The 26906-nt window shown below is 38.2% G+C and carries 29 protein-coding genes, 2 tRNA genes and 2 pseudogenes; 24 read left to right on the top strand and 9 right to left on the bottom strand.

Annotated features, from left to right (window positions below; genetic code table 11):
• The first annotated feature begins 25 nt into the window (after nt 1–25).
• From metH to C0975_RS01470, 3 genes are read left to right on the top strand one after another with little or no spacing between them, the layout of a single operon-like run.
• On the top strand, nt 26–3730 hold the full coding sequence (metH, locus tag C0975_RS01480) for a methionine synthase (RefSeq protein WP_101774626.1): 3705 nt from the start codon (nt 26–28) through the stop codon (nt 3728–3730).
• A 57-nt stretch (nt 3731–3787) separates the two neighbouring features.
• Nucleotides 3788–4630, top strand: a complete 843-nt coding sequence (locus tag C0975_RS01475; protein WP_101774625.1) for a hypothetical protein — start codon at nt 3788–3790, stop codon at nt 4628–4630.
• 14 nt (nt 4631–4644) lie between these two features.
• Complete coding sequence (locus C0975_RS01470; RefSeq protein ID WP_101774624.1) at nt 4645–5484, top strand: DUF72 domain-containing protein; 840 nt, start codon at nt 4645–4647, stop codon at nt 5482–5484.
• 226 nt (nt 5485–5710) lie between these two features.
• Here C0975_RS01470 and C0975_RS11545 read toward each other — a convergent pair whose 3' ends face one another.
• Together C0975_RS11545 and C0975_RS01460 are read right to left on the bottom strand one after the other, a co-directional pair.
• Nucleotides 5711–8410 (bottom strand): ATP-dependent DNA helicase, encoded by a 2700-nt coding sequence (locus C0975_RS11545; RefSeq protein ID WP_101774623.1) that lies wholly within the window; start codon nt 8408–8410, stop codon nt 5711–5713.
• Between the two features lie 341 nt (nt 8411–8751).
• Complete coding sequence (locus C0975_RS01460) at nt 8752–9462, bottom strand: XRE family transcriptional regulator (RefSeq protein ID WP_101774622.1); 711 nt, start codon at nt 9460–9462, stop codon at nt 8752–8754.
• A gap of 175 nt (nt 9463–9637) precedes the next feature.
• Here C0975_RS01460 and C0975_RS01455 point away from each other — a divergent pair, with 175 nt between their 5' ends.
• The 18 genes and pseudogenes from C0975_RS01455 to C0975_RS01380 form a co-directional block, all read left to right on the top strand.
• Nucleotides 9638–9904 (top strand): helix-turn-helix domain-containing protein, encoded by a 267-nt coding sequence (locus C0975_RS01455; protein ID WP_101774621.1) that lies wholly within the window; start codon nt 9638–9640, stop codon nt 9902–9904.
• A 44-nt stretch (nt 9905–9948) separates the two neighbouring features.
• A complete protein-coding gene (locus C0975_RS01450) occupies nt 9949–11937 on the top strand; it encodes a transposase domain-containing protein (RefSeq protein ID WP_101774620.1) in 1989 nt (662 codons plus the stop codon).
• Nucleotides 11938–11947: 10 nt separating this feature from the next.
• Entirely contained in the window at nt 11948–12865 is a 918-nt protein-coding gene (locus C0975_RS01445) for an AAA family ATPase (protein WP_101774619.1), read from the top strand.
• 2 nt (nt 12866–12867) lie between these two features.
• Complete coding sequence (locus C0975_RS01440; RefSeq protein WP_101774618.1) at nt 12868–13164, top strand: hypothetical protein; 297 nt, start codon at nt 12868–12870, stop codon at nt 13162–13164.
• A gap of 13 nt (nt 13165–13177) precedes the next feature.
• Complete coding sequence (locus tag C0975_RS01435) at nt 13178–13405, top strand: hypothetical protein (protein WP_101774617.1); 228 nt, start codon at nt 13178–13180, stop codon at nt 13403–13405.
• A 12-nt stretch (nt 13406–13417) separates the two neighbouring features.
• On the top strand, nt 13418–13696 hold the full coding sequence (locus C0975_RS01430) for a hypothetical protein (RefSeq protein ID WP_101774616.1): 279 nt from the start codon (nt 13418–13420) through the stop codon (nt 13694–13696).
• Nucleotides 13689–14210, top strand: a complete 522-nt coding sequence (locus C0975_RS01425) for a host-nuclease inhibitor Gam family protein (protein WP_101774615.1) — start codon at nt 13689–13691, stop codon at nt 14208–14210. Before C0975_RS01430 ends, C0975_RS01425 begins: the two co-directional genes overlap by 8 nt.
• An 84-nt stretch (nt 14211–14294) precedes the next feature.
• Nucleotides 14295–14468 (top strand): hypothetical protein, encoded by a 174-nt coding sequence (locus tag C0975_RS11315; RefSeq protein ID WP_167383021.1) that lies wholly within the window; start codon nt 14295–14297, stop codon nt 14466–14468.
• Between the two features lie 9 nt (nt 14469–14477).
• Nucleotides 14478–14756: a hypothetical protein gene (locus tag C0975_RS01420; RefSeq protein ID WP_101774614.1), complete on the top strand. Its 279-nt coding sequence runs from the start codon at nt 14478–14480 to the stop codon at nt 14754–14756.
• Nucleotides 14757–14829: 73 nt separating this feature from the next.
• Nucleotides 14830–15336, top strand: coding sequence for a gp16 family protein (locus C0975_RS01415; protein WP_101774613.1), 507 nt, complete (start codon nt 14830–14832; stop codon nt 15334–15336).
• A complete protein-coding gene (locus C0975_RS01410; RefSeq protein WP_016533303.1) occupies nt 15333–15878 on the top strand; it encodes a hypothetical protein in 546 nt (181 codons plus the stop codon). The genes C0975_RS01415 and C0975_RS01410 overlap by 4 nt, the downstream gene beginning before the upstream one ends.
• Nucleotides 15878–16252, top strand: a complete 375-nt coding sequence (locus tag C0975_RS01405; protein ID WP_096743639.1) for a Mor transcription activator family protein — start codon at nt 15878–15880, stop codon at nt 16250–16252. The genes C0975_RS01410 and C0975_RS01405 overlap by 1 nt, the downstream gene beginning before the upstream one ends.
• Before the next feature lie 147 nt (nt 16253–16399).
• Nucleotides 16400–16765, top strand: a complete 366-nt coding sequence (locus C0975_RS01400) for a helix-turn-helix domain-containing protein (protein WP_101774612.1) — start codon at nt 16400–16402, stop codon at nt 16763–16765.
• Nucleotides 16762–17253 carry an ImmA/IrrE family metallo-endopeptidase gene (locus C0975_RS01395; RefSeq protein ID WP_245853271.1) on the top strand — a complete coding sequence of 164 codons (492 nt, stop codon included), beginning with the start codon at nt 16762–16764 and terminating at the stop codon, nt 17251–17253. The genes C0975_RS01400 and C0975_RS01395 overlap by 4 nt, the downstream gene beginning before the upstream one ends.
• 238 nt (nt 17254–17491) lie before the next feature.
• A complete protein-coding gene (locus tag C0975_RS11310; protein ID WP_167383020.1) occupies nt 17492–17635 on the top strand; it encodes a hypothetical protein in 144 nt (47 codons plus the stop codon).
• 105 nt (nt 17636–17740) lie between these two features.
• Nucleotides 17741–18289, top strand: a complete 549-nt coding sequence (locus tag C0975_RS01390; protein WP_101774611.1) for an N-acetylmuramoyl-L-alanine amidase — start codon at nt 17741–17743, stop codon at nt 18287–18289.
• Between the two features lie 10 nt (nt 18290–18299).
• Nucleotides 18300–18422, top strand: a pseudogene (locus C0975_RS01385) (DUF2644 domain-containing protein); the annotation flags it as partial.
• Nucleotides 18423–18430: 8 nt separating this feature from the next.
• A pseudogene (locus C0975_RS01380) lies at nt 18431–18892 on the top strand (hypothetical protein); the annotation flags it as partial.
• Between the two features lie 132 nt (nt 18893–19024).
• On the opposite strand, the gene C0975_RS01375 reads toward C0975_RS01380, so the two are convergent.
• From C0975_RS01375 to rnhA, 5 genes are all read right to left on the bottom strand, one after another.
• Complete coding sequence (locus tag C0975_RS01375; RefSeq protein ID WP_101774608.1) at nt 19025–19756, bottom strand: ABC transporter ATP-binding protein; 732 nt, start codon at nt 19754–19756, stop codon at nt 19025–19027.
• Between the two features lie 79 nt (nt 19757–19835).
• Nucleotides 19836–20813, bottom strand: a complete 978-nt coding sequence (locus tag C0975_RS01370; protein ID WP_101774607.1) for a FecCD family ABC transporter permease — start codon at nt 20811–20813, stop codon at nt 19836–19838.
• Nucleotides 20814–20868: 55 nt separating this feature from the next.
• Entirely contained in the window at nt 20869–21672 is an 804-nt protein-coding gene (locus C0975_RS01365) for a substrate-binding domain-containing protein (RefSeq protein ID WP_101774814.1), read from the bottom strand.
• Nucleotides 21673–21704: 32 nt separating this feature from the next.
• A complete protein-coding gene (locus tag C0975_RS01360) occupies nt 21705–23660 on the bottom strand; it encodes a TonB-dependent receptor plug domain-containing protein (RefSeq protein WP_101774606.1) in 1956 nt (651 codons plus the stop codon).
• 316 nt (nt 23661–23976) lie between these two features.
• The gene (gene rnhA, locus C0975_RS01355) at nt 23977–24441 is read right to left on the bottom strand and encodes a ribonuclease HI (protein ID WP_101774605.1); all 465 of its coding nucleotides are present in this window, start codon (nt 24439–24441) and stop codon (nt 23977–23979) included.
• A gap of 69 nt (nt 24442–24510) precedes the next feature.
• On the opposite strand from rnhA, the gene dnaQ reads away from it, so the two are divergent.
• The 3 genes from dnaQ (at nt 24511) to C0975_RS01340 (ending at nt 25540) form a co-directional block, all read left to right on the top strand.
• On the top strand, nt 24511–25278 hold the full coding sequence (gene dnaQ / locus C0975_RS01350; protein WP_101774604.1) for a DNA polymerase III subunit epsilon: 768 nt from the start codon (nt 24511–24513) through the stop codon (nt 25276–25278).
• Between the two features lie 93 nt (nt 25279–25371).
• Nucleotides 25372–25448, top strand: a tRNA-Asp gene (locus C0975_RS01345).
• A gap of 15 nt (nt 25449–25463) precedes the next feature.
• Nucleotides 25464–25540: transfer RNA gene (locus tag C0975_RS01340), tRNA-Asp, on the top strand.
• Between the two features lie 340 nt (nt 25541–25880).
• Here the strand turns inward: C0975_RS01340 and C0975_RS01335 are convergent.
• Nucleotides 25881–26498, bottom strand: a complete 618-nt coding sequence (locus C0975_RS01335; RefSeq protein ID WP_101774603.1) for a hypothetical protein — start codon at nt 26496–26498, stop codon at nt 25881–25883.
• A 260-nt stretch (nt 26499–26758) separates the two neighbouring features.
• Nucleotides 26759–26896 (bottom strand): hypothetical protein, encoded by a 138-nt coding sequence (locus tag C0975_RS11305; RefSeq protein WP_167383019.1) that lies wholly within the window; start codon nt 26894–26896, stop codon nt 26759–26761.
• Between the last annotated feature and the right edge of the window lie 10 nt (nt 26897–26906).

Genomic DNA, 26906 nt, shown 5'->3' with positions numbered 1-26906 from the left:
CATTTAGTTTATAAAACACTCGAAAATGGACACAATTACTTTGAAAAACACAACTGTATTACTTAAAAACGCCCTCGCACAACGCATTCTAATCTTAGATGGTGCGATGGGTACAATGATCCAAAAATATAAGCTCACAGAACAAGATTTTCGCGGCGAACGTTTTGCCAATAGCGCAATTGATTTACGCGGCAACAATGATCTATTGAGCTTAACCAAACCAGAAATCATCCGAGAAATTCACGCACAATACTTACAAGCTGGCGCAGATATCATTGAAACCAATACCTTTAGCTCAACGACCATTGCTCAAGCCGATTATGCCTTAGAATCAATTGCCTATGAGCTTAATTTTGAAAGCGCGAAACTGGCTCGTGAAATTGCAGATCAATACTCTACACCAGAAAAACCGCGTTTCGTTGCTGGAATTTTAGGTCCGACCAACCGTACAGCCTCGATCTCGCCAGATGTTAATGACCCAGGTTTTCGCAATGTCACGTTTATGCAATTAGTTGATGCTTACGCCGAAGCAACGAGAGGGCTCATTACTGGTGGTGCAGATCTGATTATGATCGAAACTATTTTTGATACTCTCAATGCTAAAGCAGCTGCCTTTGCGATTGATCAAGTATTTGAAGAATTAAATATCGAACTACCAGTTATGATTTCTGGCACAATTACTGATGCATCTGGTCGCACATTGTCAGGGCAAACTACCGAGGCATTCTACAATTCTCTTCGGCATGCTAAACCAATCAGCTTTGGCTTAAACTGTGCCTTGGGACCCAAAGAACTGCGACAATATATGGAACAATTATCCAAAATCTGTGAGTGCTACGTTTCCACCCACCCGAACGCAGGCTTGCCGAACGCCTTTGGCGGCTACGATTTGGGCGCGGACGAAATGGCGGCGCACATCAAAGAGTGGGCAGAGAGCGGCTTTTTGAATATTGTCGGCGGCTGCTGTGGCACAACGCCCGAACACATCAAAGCCTTTGCCGAAGTAACTAAAGGCATCAAACCGCGCGCCCTGCCGCAGCTCAAAACCGCAATGCGTTTGTCGGGCTTGGAGCCGCTCAACATTGATGACGAAAGCCTGTTTGTGAACGTGGGCGAGCGCAATAACGTAACGGGTTCGGCGAAGTTCAAGCGGTTAATTAAGGAAGAAAAATACGCCGAGGCGATGGAGATCGCGATCGATCAGGTGGAAAACGGCGCGCAAGTGATTGATGTCAATATGGACGAAGCCCTGCTCGACTCCAAAAAATGTATGACGCGCTTCCTCAACATTATGGCGACCGAACCCGATGCGGCGAAAGTCCCCGTGATGATTGACTCTTCCAAATGGGAAGTGATTGAGGCAGGCTTGCAATCCATTCAAGGCAAAGGGATTGTGAACTCGATCTCACTCAAAGAAGGCGAGGAAAACTTCATCCGCCAAGCCAAGCTGGTGCGCCGCTACGGCGCGGCGGTGGTCGTAATGGCGTTCGATGAAGTGGGGCAAGCGGACACCGAAGATCGAAAAGTGGAAATTTGTACCCGCGCTTACAACATCTTAGTGGAGCAAGTCGGCTTCCCGCCTGAAGACATCATTTTCGACCCGAACATTTTCGCCATCGGCACGGGGATCGAAGAACACAACAACTACGGCGTGGACTTCATCAACGCCACAGGGCGCATTAAACGCAGTCTGCCGCACGCCAAAATTTCGGGCGGTGTGTCGAACGTGTCGTTCTCCTTCCGCGGCAACAACCCAATGCGCGAGGCGATTCACGCCGTGTTTCTCTACCACGCGATCAAGCAGGGAATGGATATGGGGATTGTGAACGCAGGGCAGTTGGCGATCTATGACGATCTCGATCCTGAACTGCGCGAAGTGGTGGAAGATGCGGTGCTCAATCGCAATGCGGACGCCACCGACCGCTTGCTCGAATTTGCAGAAAAATTACGCGATCAGACCGCTTGTAGCGACAACGAAAGTGCGGTCGCAGAATGGCGACTTTTGCCGGTAGCTGAACGCCTCAAACACGCGCTGGTCAAGGGCATTACCACTCACATCATCGAAGACACCGAGGAAGCGCGCCAACAATTTAGCTCGCCGCTGGAAGTGATCGAAGGGCCGCTAATGGCAGGAATGGACGTGGTCGGCGACCTGTTCGGCGACGGCAAAATGTTCCTGCCGCAAGTGGTGAAATCGGCGCGTGTGATGAAGCAGTCGGTCGCCTACCTTGAGCCGTTTATCAACGCCACCAAACAGAAAGGTTCATCGAGCGGTAAAGTCGTGATCGCCACCGTGAAAGGCGACGTACACGACATCGGTAAAAACATCGTGAGCGTGGTGCTGCAATGTAACAACTTTGAAGTGATCGACCTTGGCGTAATGGTGCCGGCAGACAAAATCATCGAAACCGCGATCAACGAAAAAGCCGACATCATCGGCTTGAGCGGCTTAATCACACCATCGCTGGACGAAATGGAATATTTCCTCGACGAAATGAACCGCTTGGGCTTGAACATTCCTGTGTTAATCGGCGGCGCGACCACCTCCAAAGAACACACCGCGATCAAGCTCTACCCGAAATATAAATACGAAGTGATCTACACCACCAACGCTTCGCGCGCGGTAACGGTTTGTGCGGCGTTGATGAACCCTGAAACCAAAGCGGAACTGTGGGAGCGCACCAAAAAAGAGTACGAGCAAATTCAGCAATCGTTCTCCAACCGCAAACCGCTGCGCAAACAGTTGCCAATCGAACAGGCGCGCGAAAACCGTTTCAACGCCTTCGCGGGCGAATGGGCGGATTACCAAGTGCCACAGCCGCAGCAAACAGGAATTGTCGAATTCAAACACGTCCCAATCGAAACATTGCGCGAGTATATCGACTGGTCGCCGTTCTTCCGCGTGTGGGGCTTGATGGGTGGCTACCCTGACGCCTTCGACTTCCCTGAAGGCGGCGAAGAAGCGCGCAAAGTGTGGAACGATGCGCAAGTGGTGCTGGACGAACTGGCACAAAACCGCAAGCTCAACCCAACGGGGATTTTGGGCATCTTCCCTGCCGAACGCGTGGGCGATGATATTGTGGTTTACCGCGATGAAGCGCGCACCGAAGTGGCAGGCACTTGCTACCACTTGCGCCAACAGAGCGAACGCAGCAAAAACAGCAAAAGTCCGTATAACCTCTGCTTGAGCGACTTTATCGCCGATAAAGAAAGCGGACAAAAAGACTGGCTCGGAATGTTCGCTGTGTGCGCCGGCACGGAAGAGCACGACTTAGTCGAGGGCTACAAAGCCGCTGGCGACGACTATAACGCCATCTTGCTGCAAGCGGTCGGCGACCGCCTCGCCGAAGCAATGGCGGAATATCTGCACCACCAAGTGCGGTTAAAAATTTGGGGATATTCGCCAAACGAGGGCTTCAACAATCAAGACCTAATTGACGAAAAATACATCGGCATCCGCCCCGCCCCCGGCTACCCAAGCTGCCCAGAACACACCGAAAAAGAAATCATCTGGGACTTGCTCGAAGTCGAACAACGCATCGGTATGAAACTCACCGAAAGCTACGCAATGTGGCCTGCGGCGTCAGTTTGTGGCTGGTACTTCTCCCACCCTGCGAGTAGCTACTTCACACTAGGACGGATTGATGAAGATCAAGCGATGGATTATGCGAAAAGGAAAGGGTGGGATGAGAGAGAAATGGTGAAGTGGTTGGGGGTGGTGATGAAGTGAAATTAAAACTTCTTTAACGACCATTTAAAATATTTTTGTAACTTAAGGATATGGCTAATGAGTAAAACAGCAGTATCAGAACTAGAACGATTAAAAAATAGAAAACGTAATCGTGAGCTAATGAATGAAATTTATTCCAATAAATCCAATAATTACATAGTTCACTATTCTTGCGAATCATTTTATGATGAAGAAAAGAAAGAGTTTAGAACCGGAAGAGTAACATCTATCGGGTTAAGAAATTTAGAAGATGCTCAAACACACTATTGGTCAATTTGGCTATCCGCAGAAATAAAGAAAAAAAATGAGATAGATTCATCATTAGATGAACTAGAAAAAGATGTTTTAGACTCTTATTTTAACTTTATTCGAATGAATCCAAAAGCTCATTATATTCATTGGAACATGAGAGATATTAATTATGGCTTTCAAGCTTTAGAGCATAGATATAGGGTTCTTGGAGGTGAACCATTTGTTATGTCAGATAATCGCAAGTTTGATCTAGCAAGAGTGCTAGTTTCTTTATATGGCCGTAATTACGCCAGCCATAAATATGAAAAAGACGGTGTTACATATAATGGACGAATGATGGTTCTAGCGGCTATGAATAATGTCGCAATAAAAGATGCAATGAATGGTGAAGATGAAGCAAACGCCTTTAAAAATAAAGGCTACAAAGCCCTACATATGTCCACGCTAAGAAAACTAGATATGCTAGCTAATTTTTTTGATCGTGCTCATGCCAACACATTGATAAACAACGGAACATTTAGAGAAAAGTATGGATTCCATTACTCAATTATTCCAGAATTAATAAAAGCCCACCCAGCCTATACATTATTCATTGTATTAGCAGGAATTTTAGGGGCAATTTATAAATTCAGTAGTATATTTACATAATTAATCATTTTCCTATGCAAACACCCCAAATCCTCATCGGCACAGGCGGTTACAGCGATACTGATTTAATCGGGTCGCTGTACCCTTTTGGTACAGAAAAAACCGAATTTCTATCCATTTACAGCCAGCACTACGATACAGTTGAGATCAACAGCACCTTTCACGCGCCGATTGGGGCGAAGGCGTTGCAGGGAATGCTGAAAAAGGCGCAGGGGCGGCTCAAGTTTTCGGTAAAATTACATCAGGATTTTAGCCATAAACGCACCGCCACGCGCGCGCAAGCAATTGCTTTTTTACAGGCGTTGCAAGTGTTGGTGGAAGCAAATTGCTTGGCGAATTTGTTCGTGCAGTTTCCGTCCAGTTTTGAACGCACTCACGCCAACCGCTACTATCTTGCTGAGCTGGTGTCGTGGTTTGCCGACTACCCGCTCTCGATTGAATTTCGCCACCCAAGTTGGCATACGCAGTCGGTGTTGGACTATTTTCGCGGCAAAGAGAACCTCATTTGGTGTAATGTGGATTATCCGCAAAATATCGGGCTGCCCGACTTTCAATTTTACCCCAACCAACGCACTGCTTACCTGCGTCTACACGGTCGCAATCCGCACTGGCACAAAGCCCAATCCGCGGCAGAACGCCACGATTACCGCTATATCGAAGCCGAATTACAAGGTTTAGCTCTCCTACTCCACCAACGCCGAGCCGAATTTGACAGGCTCTATCTCTATTTCCAAAACACTACTAAAAGCCATTCGTTCTACAATATCGAAACGTTAAAAGGCTATTTGGCGGAGCTTGGATTTGATGTGAAAGCCAAGCCTGAGTTTTTGGAAGGGCAGCAGAGTTTGTTTTAAGTAGATGCGAATATAGATAATTTTAGCTATCATAGCCACTTAAAATTGCTTATTTTCTTGAAGTTTTATGGATGAGCAAACGCAAACTTATTACTTTAAATCTAGCACTTACTCACTTATTTACTAGTGCCTTAATAATAACTCAAACTATAAAAAATAGAGTTTTTAAAACACTATCTAAGTTAAATAGATTATATAACCAGACCAAATTAAAACTTTTTCTATATCAATTATTCATTATTTTTCTTAACAATCCTATGTCTATATTGGAATTCTTAAGTTTAAAACCTTCTAGAACTTTCTTTTCTGATTCTGGAGACCAGTAAATTTTGAGTTTTTCTTTAGCTCTCGTAATAGCCGTATAAAAGATATTATGGGTAACTAACTCTTGAACCTCATTAGTGACCACAATTTTTACTGACTTATATTCTAATCCTTGTGCTTTATGTATTGATACCGCATAAGCAATTTGGAATGGTACTAGAGAGCTAGATGAGTCATCATCCTCATCAGTCCCTGGATATTGATTAACTGAAAATCTAATTATTGAGTTACTATTATTTGAATTCCCCAATAAAGTAAAGTCATATATCTTCGCATCCAATTCATTTATTGCTATATCCAGCTCAATAGTAAAATCGATTTTTTTATCATATTTATTAATATCTATAATTTTACCTTTCATATTATTATGAATAAGAGGGTAAAACCTTTCTATTTCGTTAAATAATATTGGATCGCCAATTTTATAAGTATTAACCCCCCAAGTTATTGCTTCATTTTCGTTAGAGCTTTGTAAGAATTTATTAATATTATTAATTCCATATATACCATCATAATTTAGACAAAGTATAATCTCATCATCTTCTCTTTTTTCTAGAATAGATGTATCTAAATAAGTGGAGTAATCATTCTTAACCAAAGGTTCCAATATTGCAATATCGAGATTTCTTACTCTATCCCAAATAGTTAATAGCTTTTTATTTGAGGTTCTATATGGGATAGTAAGTTCAAGTATTGATGAAGATTTAATAAAATCTTTTATTATATAGAACCAATTTCCAAATACTATAGATTCAATTTGATAAGAATCCCCAACTAAAACAAGTAATTCAAACTTTGATACATTTAAAATCTCTTTCATATCTCTATTACTAACAGTACTACACTCATCAATAATCAATATATCCATTTTTCTATTTATATGTTTAGAAATAAGAAATTTATTTATTGTATAAAAAGTACAATTACTAGAAGTTACTTTTCTTTTTAAGTTATTTATTGCTGGGTTTGTATTAGTTAAAAATACTTTATTTTTATCCGACCAGAATTTAGAAATGTGATTTATCATAGTTGACTTTCCTGTTCCTGCTGATCCATAAATAAGAGAAACCTTTGAATCTTTGAACATATTCTTTAATAAACCTAATTTTTGTGGGCAGTCAATATTATTTGAAGTATTTTCAAGCCAAGAATCAACTGAATTAGCATATCCTGACAAACCAGATTTTGATAATGATTTTATTTTATCTATTATATAGTTACAATCTTCTACATAACCCTTCGTATAAATATAATCTCCATATTCAATGAGTTTTCTATTATTATGCTTGTGATATATCTTACCATTATAAGTTTGTAGCAAATTACTTAAATTAGGAAAGTTTACTAAATTATTTTTATGAACAAAAAGCGTGCCATCAGTCTCCGTTTTATTTTTAATACTCCTAGCTAAGAATTCATGTTCTCTACCAACATCATTTATACTACCCATCAAATCATATATTGTTGGATTGTGATTCACTAAAGATGTTGCAAATGGCATCTCGTCAAAAGGAATACAACCATACGATAAATTTAAATCAGATAGCTGATGACATTTATTTTCAGAATACTGTTTTTTTATAATTTTATTATTCAATCTATAAAGCAAATAAGCTATGACATTACATCCTTTTATTTGTCCTAATACAATACTTCTACATCTATCTAATACTCTAACAAAATTATCAGTCTTAGCTTTATCAATAATTTCTTGTTTAAAATTATCATATTCATTATCTTCAAACTTAATAACATCTAAAAAATTTATATTTCTGCTTGTTAATAAATACATTAATGCAGAATATTCTTTGCTTGCATGATGCACAGATGGCATTCCAAATATTTTTGAAAAGCTTTTCAACTCACATGGTCTAATTGATACCTCCCAAGCATCAATAATTTTTATAGGCATTTTATTTTCTAAAACATCAATAAACTCTTCCCTTATATTTAGTTTTACTGCATAATTATTTAAAATATCAAGCCTAGTAAATGCAATTATTCGGTCAAATTTACTTACTTTATCATCTGCAATATTAAAAGTAACTTCATAGAAAACATCACCATTAAAAAAAACTGGTTTTACTTTTTTAATATAATATCTATCCTGATAATCTAAATATTTTCCTTCTTTTGATGCGTGAAATATTTTCGCATAAATTTTCTCGTAATACTCCTGCAATCCCTTATCTATATTTATTGGAAATTTATGAATATTACCTAAAATTTCTAGCTCATAATGATTTTTCAAGTAGCTCTTAGTTTTTAATAAATATTCATAATATTTCAACATTAATCTTTCTGAACTATTTTCATCAAGAGTGTAATGAGAAACGGATTTTTGCAATAGCTCATGAAAATCATATAGAAACTTTAACTCCCCTTGTTTTTTATATTTTAAATTTTTTAACGCTTTCTTTTTACTTTCATAATCATTAGGTTCAGAATAACAAACAAATATTTTCTGACTAATATATTCTATTAAGTTTCTTAAATGAGACAATATATTTTGAGATAAAAAACCTCTCTCTCCACATAGATTATCTATATTTCTACAAATAACTTTATCTGTATCTAATATTGCTTTATCAATAGTTGACATAAATTAACCTCTTGAAGATTTTAAATAATTTGTGAAATTATATAAAGTTATTGATTTTATTACCTCAATAAATTGAAGCTCAGCTTCTAAACTTAGTATAAGTTATATACTTTTGTAACCAACCATTTAAAATGAGAAAAAAAGAGAAATAGGGATTTGGCGGGAAAATTCGGGATTAAATGGGACGGAAACCGCATAAACAGGGGCTTGAGAGAATTTAGCCCCTGTTTTATATCAAGAAAAAAGAAAAATAATGAAATGGGAAAAAATTCGCGAAAATGCAAATTTAACCGTTTAAAATGGGAAATTAAAAACCAAGTTTAAAAGTGTTTAAATTGCGTTTAAATCATATTTTTTCCAATATGGGTGACTAGCCCAATAACTTGAAGTTTTTCAGCTTCATCTTTTGAAAGAATAATTGGCTTGTACTCTTCTTGGTTGTCTGAAATCAATTCTATACTGTTCCAATTCATTTTTACACGCTTCACCCAAACGCTGGACTCACTCTGAACCAAATAAATGTTATTGCCCTTGATTTCTTTTCTAGCTAAATCCACTAACATTTGATCTTTATCATCTATGGTTGGGCGCATTGACGTACCATTCGCCCAAAATACCGCAGCAAATTGTGGTTTAACGCCCAGTTTTTGTAATAATGACGTTGGGTAAGGAATATAATCATCAGGTTTAGTCACGCCATCATTAAAGCTACCAAATCCTGCTGAAACCTGAACGGACGAATAACTTGGTATCATCACCACATTTGATGGCTCAGATACAGATGTTGCGTTTTTCTTTATAGTGTTTTCAGCGCTTTTAAACATTTCTCCTTTTCCTGTCAGTAACCATTCAACACTTACGTTGGTTACTTCTGCAATTTTTATCAAATTGGTTCGGCTCGTGTCAGCTTCTCCCTTGACCCATCTAACAAGTGATGGCTGTACAACTCCTACTGCTCTTGCAAATTCACTGTAGTTATCTTTAAACAGTGTTTTTGCAATTAAAGACATTCTCTCAGAAAAGTCCTTATCGTAAATGTTTGGCTTACTCATCTTTTACCTTTTGTCGCGCAAAGATTTACGCATAAATGTTTGTTTTAAGTGTTTGTTTTTTATATAAAATTAAACTTTTACATAAAATAATTCAAACATTTAAACATTTACGCCTGATTTAATTAAACTTTTACATTTTAATACACTCATTAAGACAGCTCAAAGGGTGTATAAAATGGGTGTATTAAACGAAACTAAAAAAGCCGCAACAGACTGGCATCGTGCGGATATCATCGCAGCCTTAAAAAAGAATGGCTGGTCATTACGTTCCTTAGCAGAAGAATGTGAGCTGAGCTACAGCACACTCAAATCTGCGTTAAACAAATCTTATCCAAAATGTGAACGAATCATTGCGAATGCAATTGGCGTACCGCCTGAAGTTATATGGGCTGAGCGATTTTCACAACGTAATTTTCGTCCAAAATTAATTGATAAGTTTTAATCATAAACAACTTTTACGTTAAATGAAAGAGAAAAGGAACGTTTATGAGTAACTTAAAAATAAAAACGCACTACTCTGCAATGGAGATTGCATCATTTAAGTTAAATTCTGCACCGCACGCACACAAAAATGTACAAGAAAAAGCAAAACGTGAGTGTTGGACCGCACGTAAACGTGAAGGTCGCGGTGGTGGACTTGAATATGCATTTGAGAGTTTACCGCAAGAAATCCAAGCTGAAATTTTATTAAAACACACTGAGAACAAATGTTTTACAGAGCCAACTCGTGGTGTAGCGCACAAAAACTACTTACCTGAAGTCATTTGGGCACCGTTTGACAAAGCGAGTGAAAAACAACGTTCGGAAGCACAACAAAAGCTAGTTTTGTTACACAAAATTGATGATTTAACTCGCAATAATATCAAGTTAATGGATGCATTAGAGATGGTGGCGACCGAGTTTAATGTAGCGAAAGGCTCACTTAAACGCTGGTACTACAAAGTGAGAACCTTTGAACGTTCTGATTGGTTGCCGTTATTGATTGATAAACACGGCACAAACAGAAAAAGTGCAGAAGCTGAGTTCACGCCTGAAGCGTGGGAATCCTTCAAAGCAGATTATTTCCGCAATGAACGCCCACAGCTTGGTTCTTGTTATGAAAGATTAAAACGTGCCGCACATGAACAAGGTTGGGTCATCCCTTCCCTAAGCAGTGTGAAACGCAAAATCGAACGTGAAATACCAAAAGTGCAACAAGTGTTTTTAAGAGATGGCGAGCATGCTCTTAGCCAATATTACCCAACCATGCAACGCAGTGTGGCTGATTTAGAAGCCTTGGAATGGATCAACGGTGATGGCTATCAGCACAACGTGTTTGTTGAATGGCATAACGGCGACATCGTCAGACCGAAAACTTGGATTTGGCAAGACATTAGAACACGCAAAATCTTAGCGTACCGTGTCGATTTAAGCGAAAACAGCGACACCATCCGCCTAAGCTTGATGGATTTAATCTGGAAATACGGCATACCGAAAAAATGCACGATTGATAACACAAGGGCTGCTGCGAATAAATGGATGACAGGTGGGGTGAAAAACCGCTATCGCTTCAAAGTAAAAGAAGATGACGTGAAAGGGATCATTCCTCTGCTAGGTATCGAATTGTTATGGACTTCTATACAGTTTGGTAAAGGTCACGGACAAGCAAAACCAGTTGAACGTGCATTTTCTCACGGGGGGCTTGGTGAGTTAGTAGATAAACACCCTAAATTAGCAGGGTTCTACGCAGGGGAAAATATCTACAACAAACCCGACAACTACAATGGTGGGAAAGCAGGTGTGGACTATGACACCTTTATCTTAGCGTTAGAAGATGGCATCCGTACCTTTAACGAACGAGAAGGTCGTGAAACCGAAATCTGTCAAGGCGTTTACAGTTTCAGCCAAGTGTTTGAACGTGACTATGCAAAAGCGAGAGTGCGTAAAGCCAGCCAAGAACAAATGCGTTTCTTAATGCTCATGAGTGAGGCAACTACCCTCAAGAAAAACGGCAAATTTACACTTGATGTTGGGGGTAAAGTCCACGGCGGTAAAAACGAATACGAAGCAATTGATCTCATCGGCTCCCACCATAAAAAAGTGGTGGTTAAGTTTGACCCTGCCGACCTACACAACAAAGTTTGGGTGTATTCATTAGACGGCATTTTCTTAGCAGAAGCTTTCTGTTCAAGTGCTAAAGCATTCGGTGATAAAGCAGCAGGTCGTGAACACGATAAAGCACGTAAAAAATGGGTTAAAGCGCAAAAACAAGCGGCAAAAGCACAACTTTCTATGGATGCTCAGGAGTCTGCTCGTTTTCTACCAGAGCCAACTTTTGAAGAAGAAATCCAACAACCCCAAATTATTGAACTCTTTCACACACAAGGCAATGTAGTGAAAAAGACAGAAGTCGTTCTTGATGATGAAGAAGATACCTTCGAGCAGGGCTGGCGTAAAGGTCTTGAAATGATTAAACAGGAAAAAGGCATTAAATAGGAGAAATCAAATGAGCTTAATTAACCAAATCAATGCAATTAAAGCATCAGGAAATATTAGTCAACGTGATATTGCACAGCAAATTGGCATTTCAGCAGGTGCATTGAGTGCTTATTTAAAGGGTAATTATGCAGGCAATATCGACAACATCGAGAGTGCACTCACGAACTGGCTTGCGACACAAGAAAAGAAAGAAAAAGTCTTCGTAGAAGCACCGCACTTTATCGAAATTCCAACTGCTAAGAAAGTATTTGGTGCGTTAGATATGGCACGCATTTTACCCACAATGGTCACTGTTTACGGTGCTTCAGGTGTGGGTAAGACAAAAGCCTGCCAAGAATACAAAAAGCATAATCAAAACGTGTGGATGATTACCGCAAGCCCAGCAAGAGCAACGCTAAGTTCAATTTTATACGAACTTGCATTAGAGCTTGGCATTAATGATGCACCACGTCGTAAAGACCGCTTAAGTCGCCTTATCACCAAGAAAATTAAAGGTACGCAAGGTTTAGTCGTTATTGATGAAAGCGATCACCTTCCTTATGACGCTTTAGAGGAAATCCGCATTATTCAAGAAGAGGCTGAAGTGGGCTTTGCATTAATTGGCAATGACAAAGTCTATACACGCATTCAAGGTGGCGTAAACCAAGCCCATGAATACGCCCGTTTATGGTCTCGTATCGGCAACAATTGTGGCTTAAAAGCCAGCACAAAGGGCGATATTAAAGCGATTGCGCAAGCGTGGGGGCTAGATGTAACAGACAACGATTTAATGACAGTGCTTTACGACATTGGCGGCAAGGAAGGTGGTTTGAGAGCCTTAACACAATATCTACGTCTTGCGGGCATGACAGCTAAGGGACAAGGAAAAGTGATCACATTAGATCTGATTTTAACGGCACAAGCACAAATGAAGGGAGCGAACTAAATATGATGAACGGACAGCAACAAACAACGCTCAATCACAATAATGAAGTGATGAGCAAATACCTAAAACAAGTACAAAAAGCAATTAACAAGCTAGATGAAATGGGGCTTAGCGTGATTAACATTCATTTTGAAAAAATCCGTCCTACCTTACGTGTACAACCTTGCTTTAACACTGAACGGTTAGAGAGTGAAAACAAAGCTTTTGTTTTCATCACTGGTTCAGACGGTAAGCGCTATCAAGAAGCCCAAATGACAGTTGAAGGTATTCGTGTGATTTGGCGTAAGTATCTTAACTAGCGAGGTAAAGAAAATGAAAAAAAGCATCGTGATTTTCAGTCTGCTTGCTCTAGTCGGATGTGGCGAAATACAAAAAGTCAGTCGAGATAAAACATATATAGGGCTAGTAGGACAAATTTCAGAAGTATGTATAAACGGTGTGACTTACTTAGTAATAAGTAAAGGCGGTATCACGCCGAAGATTAATGAAGACTTCTACCCATACACTTGTACAACCAAAACTAATGATATTCCAAAATAAACAGGAGAAAAAATGGAAAACCAAATCACAAAAGAAGAATGCAAAGCTCAGTTAGAGAAGCTAGGAGTTCGATATGAAAAATTAGGTATTACATTGAAAGAACACATCGGAGATGCAATAACAGAAATCAATAACAAAACATATCACGTTAATGTATATCAACGTTCATCGGGCATTGAAATTAAAGCGGACGGCAATGATAAAGCTTGCTTAGTGACGTATGAAGCTATGTTCAATATGGCAGAGGCTATGGGATTATTTGATGAAAAACAGGAGAAAAACAATGGCTAAGAAAGCAACCAGAATGAAAAGTGCAACTCAAACGGCAATCTACCAAAGTCGTGATGAAGTGCAAATTGCAATTAAAGAAATCGGTGATAAACAACGCGAATTACAACGTTTAGCAACGGAAATGAATGATGAACTTGCCGCTATTTCTGAACGTTACGCTCCACTTTTAGACAGTGTGAAAGAAGAACTAAAACCAATGCAAAAAGGTGTTCAGATGTGGTGTGAAGTACATAGAAATGAATTGACCGATAACGGCAAATGCAAAACTGGTTCATTCGTAACAGGTGAGGTGCAATGGCGTATTAAGCCACCTTCAGTCAGTGTCAGAAATGCTGAAGCAGTCATTGAGCTACTTGAAAGTTTTGGTTTATATCAATTCATCAGAACGAAATCGGAAGTGAATAAAGAAGCTGTATTAGCAGACCCACAAGCTGTTTCTGCTATTGAGGGAATAAATATCAAATCAGGTGAAGAAGAATTTATTATCAAACCTTTCGAACAGGAAGTGATGTAATCAGATTAAAGCCCATTTAAACGCCCTTTAAAACCGATTTTAAGGGGCGTTCAAAATGTGTTTTAAGATAATAAAGGAGAAATTATGAATAAACAGGATCTTGTTGAAGAAATCGATACGATTCAACAATTATTAGAGCTCGCTAAAGATGAAGTTTTGAGAAGCACAGAGGGAAAACCCAACACTTTATTACTACAAACTGCAACATTACAGCTAAAACGCCTCAATTGGCGAATGACACCAGTAGAGATCAATTAGGTAGAGAAAATGACAAAAGATGATTTTTTTAACAAATATCAATTAGAAGGCTCATTAATCTTACTTAATTTAGATGCAATGGACGATATCAGCAAATATTGTTATGAGACATTTATGAGTTATAGAAATCTTCCCTTGACAGAGTTCTTACAACAAAACGATCCAACCGAGAATAATACTTACACTGAAGAAGAGTTTATTTCAGATTTTATTGCAAATTTAGATGGAATAATCCTATACGCTAAATTAGTAAAAGCTTTTATAAAAAAAAGGAAAAGAAGCATATAAAACCCATTTACAGCCCACTTCCCAAACCCAAAGTGGGCTGAATAATGTGTTTTAACATAAACGAGAAAACATCATGCGATACACTAAAGCAAAATATATTCAACTTATCCATATTGCCAAGCACAAGCTGTCAATTGATGAATCAACTTATCGTTCTTTATTAATGAATTTGACAGGAAAAAGTACCTGTAAACAGATGAAAGTTGCAGAGTTAGAGAAAGTGCTAAGTGCGCTAGAAACGAAAGGCTTTCAAAATAACGCAGCAGGTTTTCACAAAAAAACTCGCACTTCAAACTATCACAGTCCAAGTTCAGGAAAAGCCGTAGTCAAACACGACATTGCTTTAAAAATTCGAGCTGTTTGGATTGAAATGTCAAAACAAGGCTTTTTGCGTGATGGTTCGGAAGAAGCATTAAATCAATTTGTGCGTAATGTGATCAATCCCATATTAAAGCCTAAAAAACTAATGGTGTTGGGTGTAGCTGCATTAGATTACAGACAAGGAACGATTGTATTAGAACGCTTGAAAAAGTGGCGTGAGCGAGAAATAAATACATTAAGAAAAGGAGTAAGTGAATGAAATTAGGTCGTTGTCCCGTTTGCCACTCTGATATCAATTTAGATCAGTTACTTGAGGACGATGCGGGACGTGAATTACTCACAATTTTAACTCAGTTGAAATACGGTATTGCTCGTCCTCTGGTTAGTTATATTGCTCTCTTTCGCCCTGCAAAATCGGCATTAAATAATGCAAGAGCAGTAAAGCTAATTAATGATGTATTAAGTTTATTTCCTCAATCTCATTTGTTAGCCCATGCATTAAGCGAAACGGTGAACGCAGTACAAAATAAACGCCGTGAATATAAAAACACTGCCCCATTGGTAAACCATAATTATTTAAAACAAGTGTATGAAACAAATAAACCACATTTCTCAGGTGTTGGAGGATGTAAAGCTGAAGAGCAACAACAAAAGAAAACAATATCTGAAGAACAAGATAAAAAAATAGAAGACGCCATTTTATACATAGATCGTATATATCGATTGGGGCAACCAGTTGAAAACTTAGAAGGCTACGATATTTGGAAAGCGTGGAAAGATAACAAAATAGGAGCTAAATGATGAGTACAAATGCGGATATTTTTGATGAAAAAGCACCTGAAATCTTAGCTGATTTAGCTAAACATATTGAAACTCAATTATTAACGAAAGTAAAAAGCAACGAGTTCAACTCAGAATTAGCCAAGCAAATCGGTATCGAAGTCGCAAGCCATATCGCTCAAAGCTGGGGCGGTGAAGTGATTTATATACCACGTAATCTCGTCTTATTGCTTAGTGAACGTGACCGCAGAATTTTCAACGAATTTAACGGCTCAAATCACAGAGAACTTGCACGAAAATACAACGTATCTATGCAATGGATTTATCAAATTGTGAAGAAGGTCACTAAAGAAGAAATTGCAAGACGGCAGTTTGATATGTTTGGCAATACGTAACCGTTATAAGTGAGAAAAAACGTCCAGAAGGGCGTTTTTTAATGTATAAAAATTTAACTAAAAAAGTTGAATTATTTATATTTATTATGTATTATTCAATTTGTTACTCCATAGGAGTAATTTAACTAGGATTAGGAGATTTATATTATGGCACTTACAGAATTCGGCAAAGCTGTTCGTAAGGCTAGAATTGATGCCGGTGAAACTTTGCTTACAATGTCTCAGGCATTACAAACTACCCCAGCATATTTGAGCGGACTGGAAACTGGTAGTAAGAAGATTTCTAAAAAATGGGTTGCTGAAATCACTCATTTTTTCAAAGAAAAAGGTATTGAACTTGCTAATTTACAACAATTAGCTGATGTATCTAATCAAAATGTACCGATTGAGGGTTTATCCGAGAATCATAAGATGCTTGTGGCTGGATTTGCTAACTCGCGTTATACCGCTCAAGAACTAGCTCAAATTTCAGAATTATTAACTCGTATTAGTCATGAAAAGGAGAAAAAATGAGTATATACGAATTACGTGGGAATAGAGTCCATCCTATGCAAGAAGTAGAAGTAGCCTCTATTGCAATAAATTTTTGTAATGAATTCGCACTCAATAAACGGGTACGAAAGAAATGCGAAAAGGTTTTTCAACAAATTGAAGAGAGAAGTAATTTTATTATTAATATATCGGTAAAATCTGATGAAGAATGGGCTAAGTCAACAAAAAATCTAACTCGCGGGCATTTTGATCCAAACACATTTACGATAACAATCCCCGAAAGTACCTATAATTTAGCCTGTAGAGGGGATAGAACATCGCTCTTCATTATTTTTCATGAATTTGGGCATTTGTTTTTAGGGCACAGAGCGGTATTACATAACGCGAAGATACCACCTACCAAGAATGAAGATGCTGAATGGCAAGCTGATACATTTGCAGAAATTGTATTAGAAAGACTAGGATTTTGCATCTCACCACAGTTAGAACTTGACTTTGATGGAATGTAAAAAACCCAATCACAAGGACTGGGTTTCTAAGATTTAATAAAGTATTGCAGTACTTTATTAAATATAAATAAAGAGCAAAAAAATCAGTTCCATAGGGCGTTACTGATTTTCTTAACCTAAACGCAATGCAGATTTTACTCTTTTAGTAGATTTTCGCAAGGATTAAGTTTGTAAATTGTGTGTTTTCTCACAAAATTACAATAATAAATACGCCCTCCTAACGTATGAGGAGGTTTACATGGTATTCGAAACCAATCCTAATGGTGAGCAAGTGGTGGTAATTTTTACCCCATACATCACTAAGAACGGTAAACGAATTTATCATCCTCAAGGCGGTGTTTTCCGCATTGAGATCCCAGCACATAAATATCGTAACCATTAATTTAAAGGCTGTCTTATGACAGCCTTTTCTTTAAAGTGCTTTAATGTAGTAATAGTCTTAGATTTCTTAAACTTTCTTTAATGTCTATTAAAGGAGTTTTAAGAAATGTCATTATCCATCCATATCGCCAAAATTGTGCTTCATTGTTCTGCTACACGAAACGGAAAACAGTTACGCACCAACAATCAAACCGCAGCCGAACACATCGACCAATGGCACGCAAAGCGAGGCTTTAAACGCAATCTTGCTCATATCAAACGCTTTAACCCACACTTAAAACACGTGGGCTACCACTTCATTATTGATACTGACGGCAGGGTTGAGACTGGACGTGAGGTTGGTGAAACAGGTGCCCACGTCAGAGGTCATAATCAAAATTCTATTGGCATTTGTCTTGTGGGAGGCATCACTGGTATGGGTAAAAACCATGGTGAATATACTCGCGAACAATGGCAAGCCTTGCACAAACTCTTACGCAACCTAGAAAGCCGATTTCCCAGCGCTCGTATTTGTGGACATCGTGATTTAAGCCCTGACTTAAATGGCGACGGCATAATCACACCTAACGAGTGGCTGAAAGATTGCCCTTGTTTTGACGTATGGAGCTGGCTCGACAGTGAGCAAGTGATTAATGATGAACACTTATTTGAATAAGGAGTATTACATGGGACTCAAAGAACTCATCACAAATGATAATGGACGCCTTTCTACAACAGGCACGATTCAATTTGGAGGTGCGTTATTGATGGCAATTATTCTAGCGATTTGTGTGTATTTAGACAGATCTGTCAATGATCTTCATGGCTGCTTTTTAGCGGTCAGCAAGTGAACTCTTTAGATGAGCTATTTAAGCAGCGTTTCTATAATTGCATTAGAAAAAGTGACTATGAATTAGCCGATGGTTATCTGGATGGCTTAGAAGTTATTAATGAGTCTTTTCATCAACTATTACCTAAGTTTATAGATAACGAAAAGGTATTATTAATATTAGATCCTCCTTATTTGTGTACAAGACAGGAAAGCTACAAACAGGCTAGTTATTTTGATTTAATCGACTTCTTACGATTAATTCACCTCACAAAACCACCATTTATCTTCTTCAGCTCAACAAAATCCGAGTTTATTAGATTTATTGAAGCAATGGTGGAAGATAAATGGGATAATTGGCAAGCATTTAATAAAGTCAATCGAATTACAGTTAATGCATCAGCAAGTTATAACGGTAAGTACGAGGATAATTTGATTTATAAATTTTAAAGGTGGTTTAAACACGATTTAAAGACAATAAAAAACCGCTTAAAATGGGAAAAATCAATCTGTAAAAATTTCTCACTTTAAGCGGTTGTGTTTCTCGAATTTCGCGGTCGGCTACAACTTTATTAACTAAAATTATAATGTTTTTATATTGATAATCTCTTTACTTTTTTGATCAATCTCTACTTTAATTCTAAAAGCTCGAGCAAGATTATTTTCAGTTAAAATCTCTTCAGTTTTACCACTCGCGATAATTTTGCCATCTTTGAGCAACACCACTTCATCACAAAACCGATACGCCAGTGATAAATGATGAATCACCACCACACAAGTTTTTTCAGGTGTTAGAGACTTGAGTTGCTCCATAATGTCGATTTGGTAGTAGGGATCGAGGGCGGCGATAGGTTCGTCGGCAAGCAAAATAGGCGCGTTTTTAATGGCACAACGCGCGAGTTGGACGCGAGTTTTTTCGCCGCCAGAAAGCTGTTGGAAAGGTTTATCGAGCAAGTGAGCAATCGAAAACTGGGCGGAAATTGACCGCACTTTTTGCTGCTCTTTGTCCGCTGGCAACAGCTGCGGCAAGCCGAGGGCGATGACATCATAGACGCTTAAATCCCAATGAATGGCAGTGCTTTGGGCGAGGTAAGCGATCTGTTGGCTACGTTCTGTAGGGGATAGCTCACTCAATTTGCGAGAGCCAAGCCAAATTTTACCGCGTGTAACAGGCACAATCCCAGCCATTGCCTTAAGCAAAGTCGATTTACCTGCGCCGTTTGCGCCCATAATTCCAACTAATTTGCCTTGCGGAATGTGGCAGCTAATGTTTTTTAAAGCGTAGGATAAGGTTAAATTTTCTACTTTTATCATCATGTTTCCATAAGGGTTGCGACCTGTGCCAACCTGAAAATCTGAGAGATAATAGACAGGTACAGGACTAGCTTCTATTTTAATTCGCAATTCTTCGCTGTTGTGTAAGCAAAATCCAAATCAACACAGGGGCACCAATAAGTGCAGTGAGGGTGCCTATATAAATATGTGAGAAGAATGGAATATACAAAATGCTGAGATCTGCTACTAGTAATAGCAAAGCACCGATTAGACTACTAGTAAGATAAAGCTGTGACGGACTTTTTTTAAGCAGCATACGAGCAAAGTGCGGTGCGATTAAGCCAATAAAGCCAATAGTCCCCGTTTGCGGAATCGTCGCTCCTACGAGCAATGCCACACCAAAAGTCGTGATAAAAAAGCTCTGTTTGGGATCGATGCCCATTGTGCTAGCGGTTTCTTCGCCGAAGGTCAGTAAATCAACATAGCGCCGTTGGTTATAAATACAGAAAATGCCAATAAAGACAATCGGCAGCGAAAGCAATAACATATCAAATTTTGCCCACATCAGCGAGCCTTGTAGCCAACGATAAAGTTCCGCTAATGCCCAAGGGCTTTGCGCGTTGGAAAGTAACAAGGCGATGGCGGAGCCGAGTAACATATTCACCGCCACGCCACTTAAAATCATCATTGTAGTACCATAATTTCTGGCGATGAAATAAACGATTAAAAAGCTCAATAATGCCCCCACAATGCCACCGAATAGTAATACAGTAAAGGGCGCAGAGAAATAGTACAGAATAAACACACTAGCAGTAGTTGCCCCATTGGCACTGCCTAATAATCCCGGGCTGGCTAATGGATTTTGAAAAATTCCCTGCATTACATTGCCCGCTAAAGCAAGGCTTGCACCAGTAAGAACCGCCAACAAAATGCGTGGCAAGCGAATATCAGATAGTACAAGGGATCGCATATCTGTCAACATACCTTCAGCGTTAGCAAGTGCGCTAAATTGACTGAGTTGATAGCTACAGGCAAAGACAATCAAGGCAATCAGCGACAGAAATAAAATAAGATTTAAGGTTCTAGGTTGCATCATTTTTAGTAGTTTATTTCATTAAATTAATTTCAAATGTTGATAAGTCGTCACTGGCTCAATTTTTCATTCCCTCAACCGGTTTTATTTGCTGATAAATCTTCTCTGCCCCTTGCCACAGTCCATGATCAAAACAATAGCTGTATTTTAATGGAATGGTTGCAAGCGGTCGATTTTGGAAGATTTTTTGTAAAATTGGATGATTAAGCAGTTCCGCTTGTTCATTGTAACCCCGTTTATCCGTTAGGCGAATAAGCACCTTTGGTTGACTAAGTAACAGCTTCTCTAGGGAAAAATTTTGTTGAGTTAAAACTGTTTTTAGCGGCGATAAGCCCAGCAAATCCAGCAATGTACGGTAAGGTTGTAACTGACTTTCGACAATCCCTGTATCTGATAGGATCAAAGTGTTTGCAAACGGTAAGTCTAAGCGGAAATTTTGCAATTTAAGCGTTTCCACCCATTGTTCAGCTTTGGGTTGATTACCGGTTAGTTTGCCGAGATGTAAAATTAACTCAAATAATTGCTCGAGTGATTGTGGATTGCTGATATTTTCTACTTTTACCCCTAAAACGCGTAATTTTTCTACTAATTGTGGATAAAACTGTTCATTAATAAGTAAGGTTTTATCTAAGTAAGGCAATAGATTAATTAAAGTTGGCTCAATTTGTGGTTTATCATTGTTGAGTTTATCCAACATCATCAACGGATTAGCAGAATAGTTTGACATCGCCACAATTTGTCCAGAGCGAGCCAGTTCGATCAACAAGCGATCGGCACAGAGATTAAGCGATACAAATTGTTCCGCTTGAGCGGTGCTGATTGTCAATAAAAGTGCGGTAGATATTTTCAGAATTTTGAGCATAATAAAAGGGCGTGTCACCACGCCCGATGACATTAGAATGAACCTTTTAAGCCAATATAGACATTACGACCATCTTGCCCATAACCAAGAATATTTTCATATTTTTTATCAAAAGCGTTATTTAAGTTTGCATAGATCGTCAAGTTTTCAGTCAACTGATAGTTAACACCTAAATTGACTAACGTATAAGAAGGTAATTTAGTTACTTGAGGATAAGTATCTAAACGTTTACCTACATAAGAAACGCTCAAATCGCTACTTAATGCTTGTGTCATTTGATAAGTGAAACCTGCATTCGCTAAGTGTTTTGGACGACGTGGTAATTCAATATTGTTACTGTCTTTCGTTTGAGTAAATGTATAATTCGCATAAGTCGTTAACACATCCGTTAACTTGCCATTATACACAACCTCAACTCCCTTAACTTTAGTTGTACCAGCGAGATTAATTGATGCTGTATAGCTTTGGTTACTTGCAATAAAATCTTTCACGTTACGCGCAAAATAAGTGATATCTAAACTATGGCGTTTATCGTGATTTTCCATTAATAAACCAACATCACCACCTAAGCTTTTAGCGGGTTTTAGCTCAGGATTACCACGATAAGTGCCAAAATAACCATAATAATCAATTAAGGTCGGGTTTTGAATCGCACTGCCTAAACTTGCATGTGCACGAAAATTTGGTGATAAGCGATATGCCCCTGCAATTCGCCCAGTAAATGCATTTTGATAGGGTGCATTATCGGTAAAACGACCACTCAATGAGATACTATGATCAGTTTCAGTAAATAAACGATATTCAGCTGCAATACTTTTCTCTATTAATGTTTTCTCACCGTTCGCATAATGACTTGAGTTATAGCTTGCGTGTTGATATTCGGTTAAAAAACTGACCGCTTGTGTAGTCTTCCCTTCACGATCAAAATTCACATCTAATTGATAACTGGCTGCAAGTTTTTTGGCATCATAAGCGCTTGTACTTGGAACAGTCGCTATTTTGGCATAAGTATTCGGATCATAAAGATTCGTCGTTGTAAAAGTATCACTATCCGTTTTTAACTGACTCACTGCCACTTTATGCGTTAATAATTCCTGATCATTGCCCAAATAACCACTCAACTTAAATAGCGTTTCACGGGTACGAGTCTGATCATCGTAGAAGGTTTCTGGACGATCGTAAGTTTCATCAAAGTGAGCTGTTTGCGAGGAATGTGATGCTAATACTTCAATACCTTTATTACTGTCATCATAGCCTATACGCACAGACCCATTATCGCGTTGGAACTTATCTTTTTCCACAGCTCCACCAGTTGAAAAGTCAGTACCTGTTGTGGAAGTATAATAGAATTTATTAGCACTTAATGCTGAAATACCTTTGGTGTAATGATTATCACCATGCAACGCGTAATAAAACCCTTGTTTGTAGCCAGAAAGTGTGGCTGAAACATCAAATGTCCCATGAGAACCGACACCTAAATCAAAATCGAAATTAAAAGGTTTCTCTTGATAAAGCCCACTCTTTGTCGTGATATAAATGACACCGCCCATCGCATCACTACCCCAAAGCGCAGATTGTTCCCCTCGTAGTACTTCAATTCGTTCAATATTGCTCAAACTTAAACCACCAAAATCAAAACCTAAGTTGGAAGCAGGCTTCATTTTTACACCGTCAATAATCACCGCTGTTTGGTTTGAATTTGCACCACGTAAAAAAAGACTGGTTAGTGTGCCACGCCCACCACTTATACCTAAAGCAACGCTTGGTACTGTTTTCAAGACATCACTCACATAAGTGGCATTACGTGCTGAAAAGTCTTTTTCAGTTAACACTGTCACTGAGGAAGCCGTTTTATCTTGAATGACTGGCACAGCATAAGCAGAATAAACATTGATTGGTTGAAGCTCAGTATGAGTTTGCTCAGTTTGAGCAGACACTAAAGTTGGTAAGGCAAGTAAAACAGATGTTGTGATAAGATTTTTTTTCATTTTTTTCCTTAGTTTTAAAATCATTTAAAAGTATGCATTTTATACGATAAAAGATTTATGTATATCAATTCCGCAAATATCGAATTATTTTTAAAAATGATAATAGCCAACAGTAGAGCAGATAAGAATAGAATTATTTGCAGAGGAAAAAAATAGTGTGATAAATATAAATTGGCTAGAAACTTAAATTGCTTTAACTCATGTTAGCAGCCTTTCGTTCCTCACTCCCATTTATACTTACAGCTAACGAGGTCACTTATAACTTAACAAACGATCTGACTTAAACCACAAAAGTGCGGTCAGTTTTTATCAAGTTTTAGTCAGGTTGATAACCTACATCTTCTAAAGTCGGATTTTCTGCTCCAGCTTTTGCCAACTGATCGCAAATTTCATTTTCAACATGTCCTGAATGCCCTTTCACCCATTGCCAGTTTATAGCATGAGGCTGAATAGCTTGATCTAGTTGTATCCACAAATCTTGGTTTTTCACTGGTTTACCCGTACTCGCCTTCCAATTATTTTTCTTCCAGTTAAAAATCCATTTTGTGATCCCATTCTTCATATATTGACTATCACTGTGTAAAGTCACGATACAAGGCTCTTTTAAGCTGTTTAAGGCTTCAATCACAGCCAATAATTCCATTCGATTATTCGTTGTTAACAAATACCCTTTTGAGATCTGTTTTTCATGTTGTTTATAACGCAACAATATCCCAATCCCACCAGCACCAGGATTGCCTAAACAAGAGCCATCAGTAAAAATTTCAATTTGTTTTTGCATAATCTTTGTTACAATTCAGAATTAAACCAAGATCATAACCGAAATTAATTTAAATATATAGAAAAGAAAATGAGTGTATCAATCAATCCAACTCGCCAAATTGTACTGGATACCGAAACCACTGGTATGAACCAATTTGGTGCTCATTATGAAGGGCATTGCATCATTGAAATAGGTGCTGTCGAAATGATCAACCGCCGCCTTACTGGTAACAACTTCCATATTTACATCAAACCTGATCGTCCTGTCGACCCAGAAGCAATCAAAGTTCATGGTATTACAGATGAAATGTTGGCAGATAAACCTAGCTTCAATGAAATTGCGCAACAATTCATTGACTATATTCAAGGTGCAGAATTGCTGATTCACAATGCACCCTTCGACGTCGGTTTTATGGATTATGAATTTAAAAAGCTCAATTTAAACATCAACACAGATAATATTTGTTTAGTGACAGATACTTTACAAATGGCACGCCAGATGTATCCAGGGAAACGTAATAGTTTAGATGCGCTTTGCGATCGACTCGGTATTGATAACAGCAAACGAACCTTACACGGCGCATTACTGGATGCGGAAATTTTAGCGGATGTTTATCTGACTATGACAGGCGGGCAAACCAGCTTATTTGATGATGCAGAACCTGAGCCTATTGTTGCTACAGTTCAAAAACAAGTACAAATCCAAAGTGCGGTTAGTTTTGCACAAGATTTAAAATGCTTACAACCCAATGAAGATGAGTTGCAAGCACACCTTGATTACATTCAGCTATTGCATAAAAAAAGTAAAGGAAATTGCTTATGGCAAAAACGACTTGAAGAACAAAATATACACTAAAAAGATCGTTCATTGATTAATCAAGTAGCTGCAAATATGAAAAAAAAAGTTGACGAAAATCCTGTTCGTCATTAATATACGCCTCACCTATGCGGAGTGGTAGTTCAGCTGGTTAGAATACCTGCCTGTCACGCAGGGGGTCGCGGGTTCGAGTCCCGTCCATTCCGCCAATTTTATTCTACTACGGAGCGGTAGTTCAGCTGGTTAGAATACCTGCCTGTCACGCAGGGGGTCGCGGGTTCGAGTCCCGTCCGTTCCGCCAACGAATTTCAAAAAAAGCCACTTTTAAAAAGTGGCTTTTTTATTTGTAATAACAATACGTCTATCAAATATTGCAAGAAGTATACCCAACATATTCTGCTTTTTAAGCTAGTACTACATCTTGTCAATAAGAACTCCTCAGTAACTCACTGTTACAGAATACCCATCTATTCTTTTACTTTTTTGGTTAAATGAATATAAATTAGGCACTTAAGTTAACTAATTATTATATAAAATAGAGTAATTTTTATCTTTTCAACATACTAGATCAAACAAAAAAATGAATACTTATTTAAACTACATAAGTAATTTAACAGCTATTATGCTATTTAAAGAAATATTTATCTTACTCTAGTCGGTCTAATACTTAGAAAATGCTTCCTATCTTTAGCTATTGAAATTGGAACTAAACTAATAAACTTAATTTTATACGTTGAAAAAGGCGAAAAATGATAACAAGCCTTAACCCCTGGCTCAGATATACTCAAAATTGCACTCACAAAATAATTTTCATTATTTACGTCAATATGTCCGATTCCATAACTAGCAAAAAAATAAAGAGGATATTCCTTTATTAAAGTATCATCTTGATAAATCTGAATTAATATCTTTGGTTTATTTTGCATCGCTATTTTGAAATCTTCTATAGTCATGTCTGGAAAGTCAATTTGGGGATAAGAATAGTATGCATCATAATAGCCTATATCCTCACGTTCCCTTATTTCTATTGCCATCTCTATACATTTTTCACGCCAAGTGGGATAAGTGGTTTTATATACAATCGTTTTTTCTGCTGACGCTGAAAAATCAAATGGATACCAGCGAATATCATTTACGTCTTTAAGCCATAGAAGATAACAAGTAAGAGGGAAAATAATAAAGGAAAAAATCAAAATATAACAAAGATATTTCTTAGAAAAAGAACGCATCCTCTCTCCTTTAAATTTAAGAATAACCATATTCTATCCTTTGAATATCATATAGATAAAAAAAACACAACGCTTTACTAGTTATTATTTCTATTCTGTGATCTCGCTCAAAACTTTTCTAAAACCCACCGCACTTTTATTACCGCTCTCGCAAACTCTCATCTAACGTAGTTTTTAATGGGCTAAATAAGTAATCTAATACACCACGTTTACCCGTTTTAATTTCCGCAGAAACTGCCATACCCACTATTAATTCCACTATTTTACCCTCAATCAGTAGAGTATTTTGATCAATTAAAATTTACTTTGAAACGTTCACTTCTTTTTTCAGGAAGCTGTATTGAATCTAATCTATCTCCTTTTTTCGGAATTAATTTATTTTTATATAAATATGCGTTCGTTATTTCTGTTGCTGTTGGTAATGTCATTTTCTCACTC

It is taken from the genome of Pasteurella oralis (assembly GCF_002850605.1).
Taxonomy (GTDB): domain Bacteria; phylum Pseudomonadota; class Gammaproteobacteria; order Enterobacterales; family Pasteurellaceae; genus Pasteurella; species Pasteurella oralis.
This window is presented reverse-complemented; position numbering and strand designations above follow the sequence as displayed.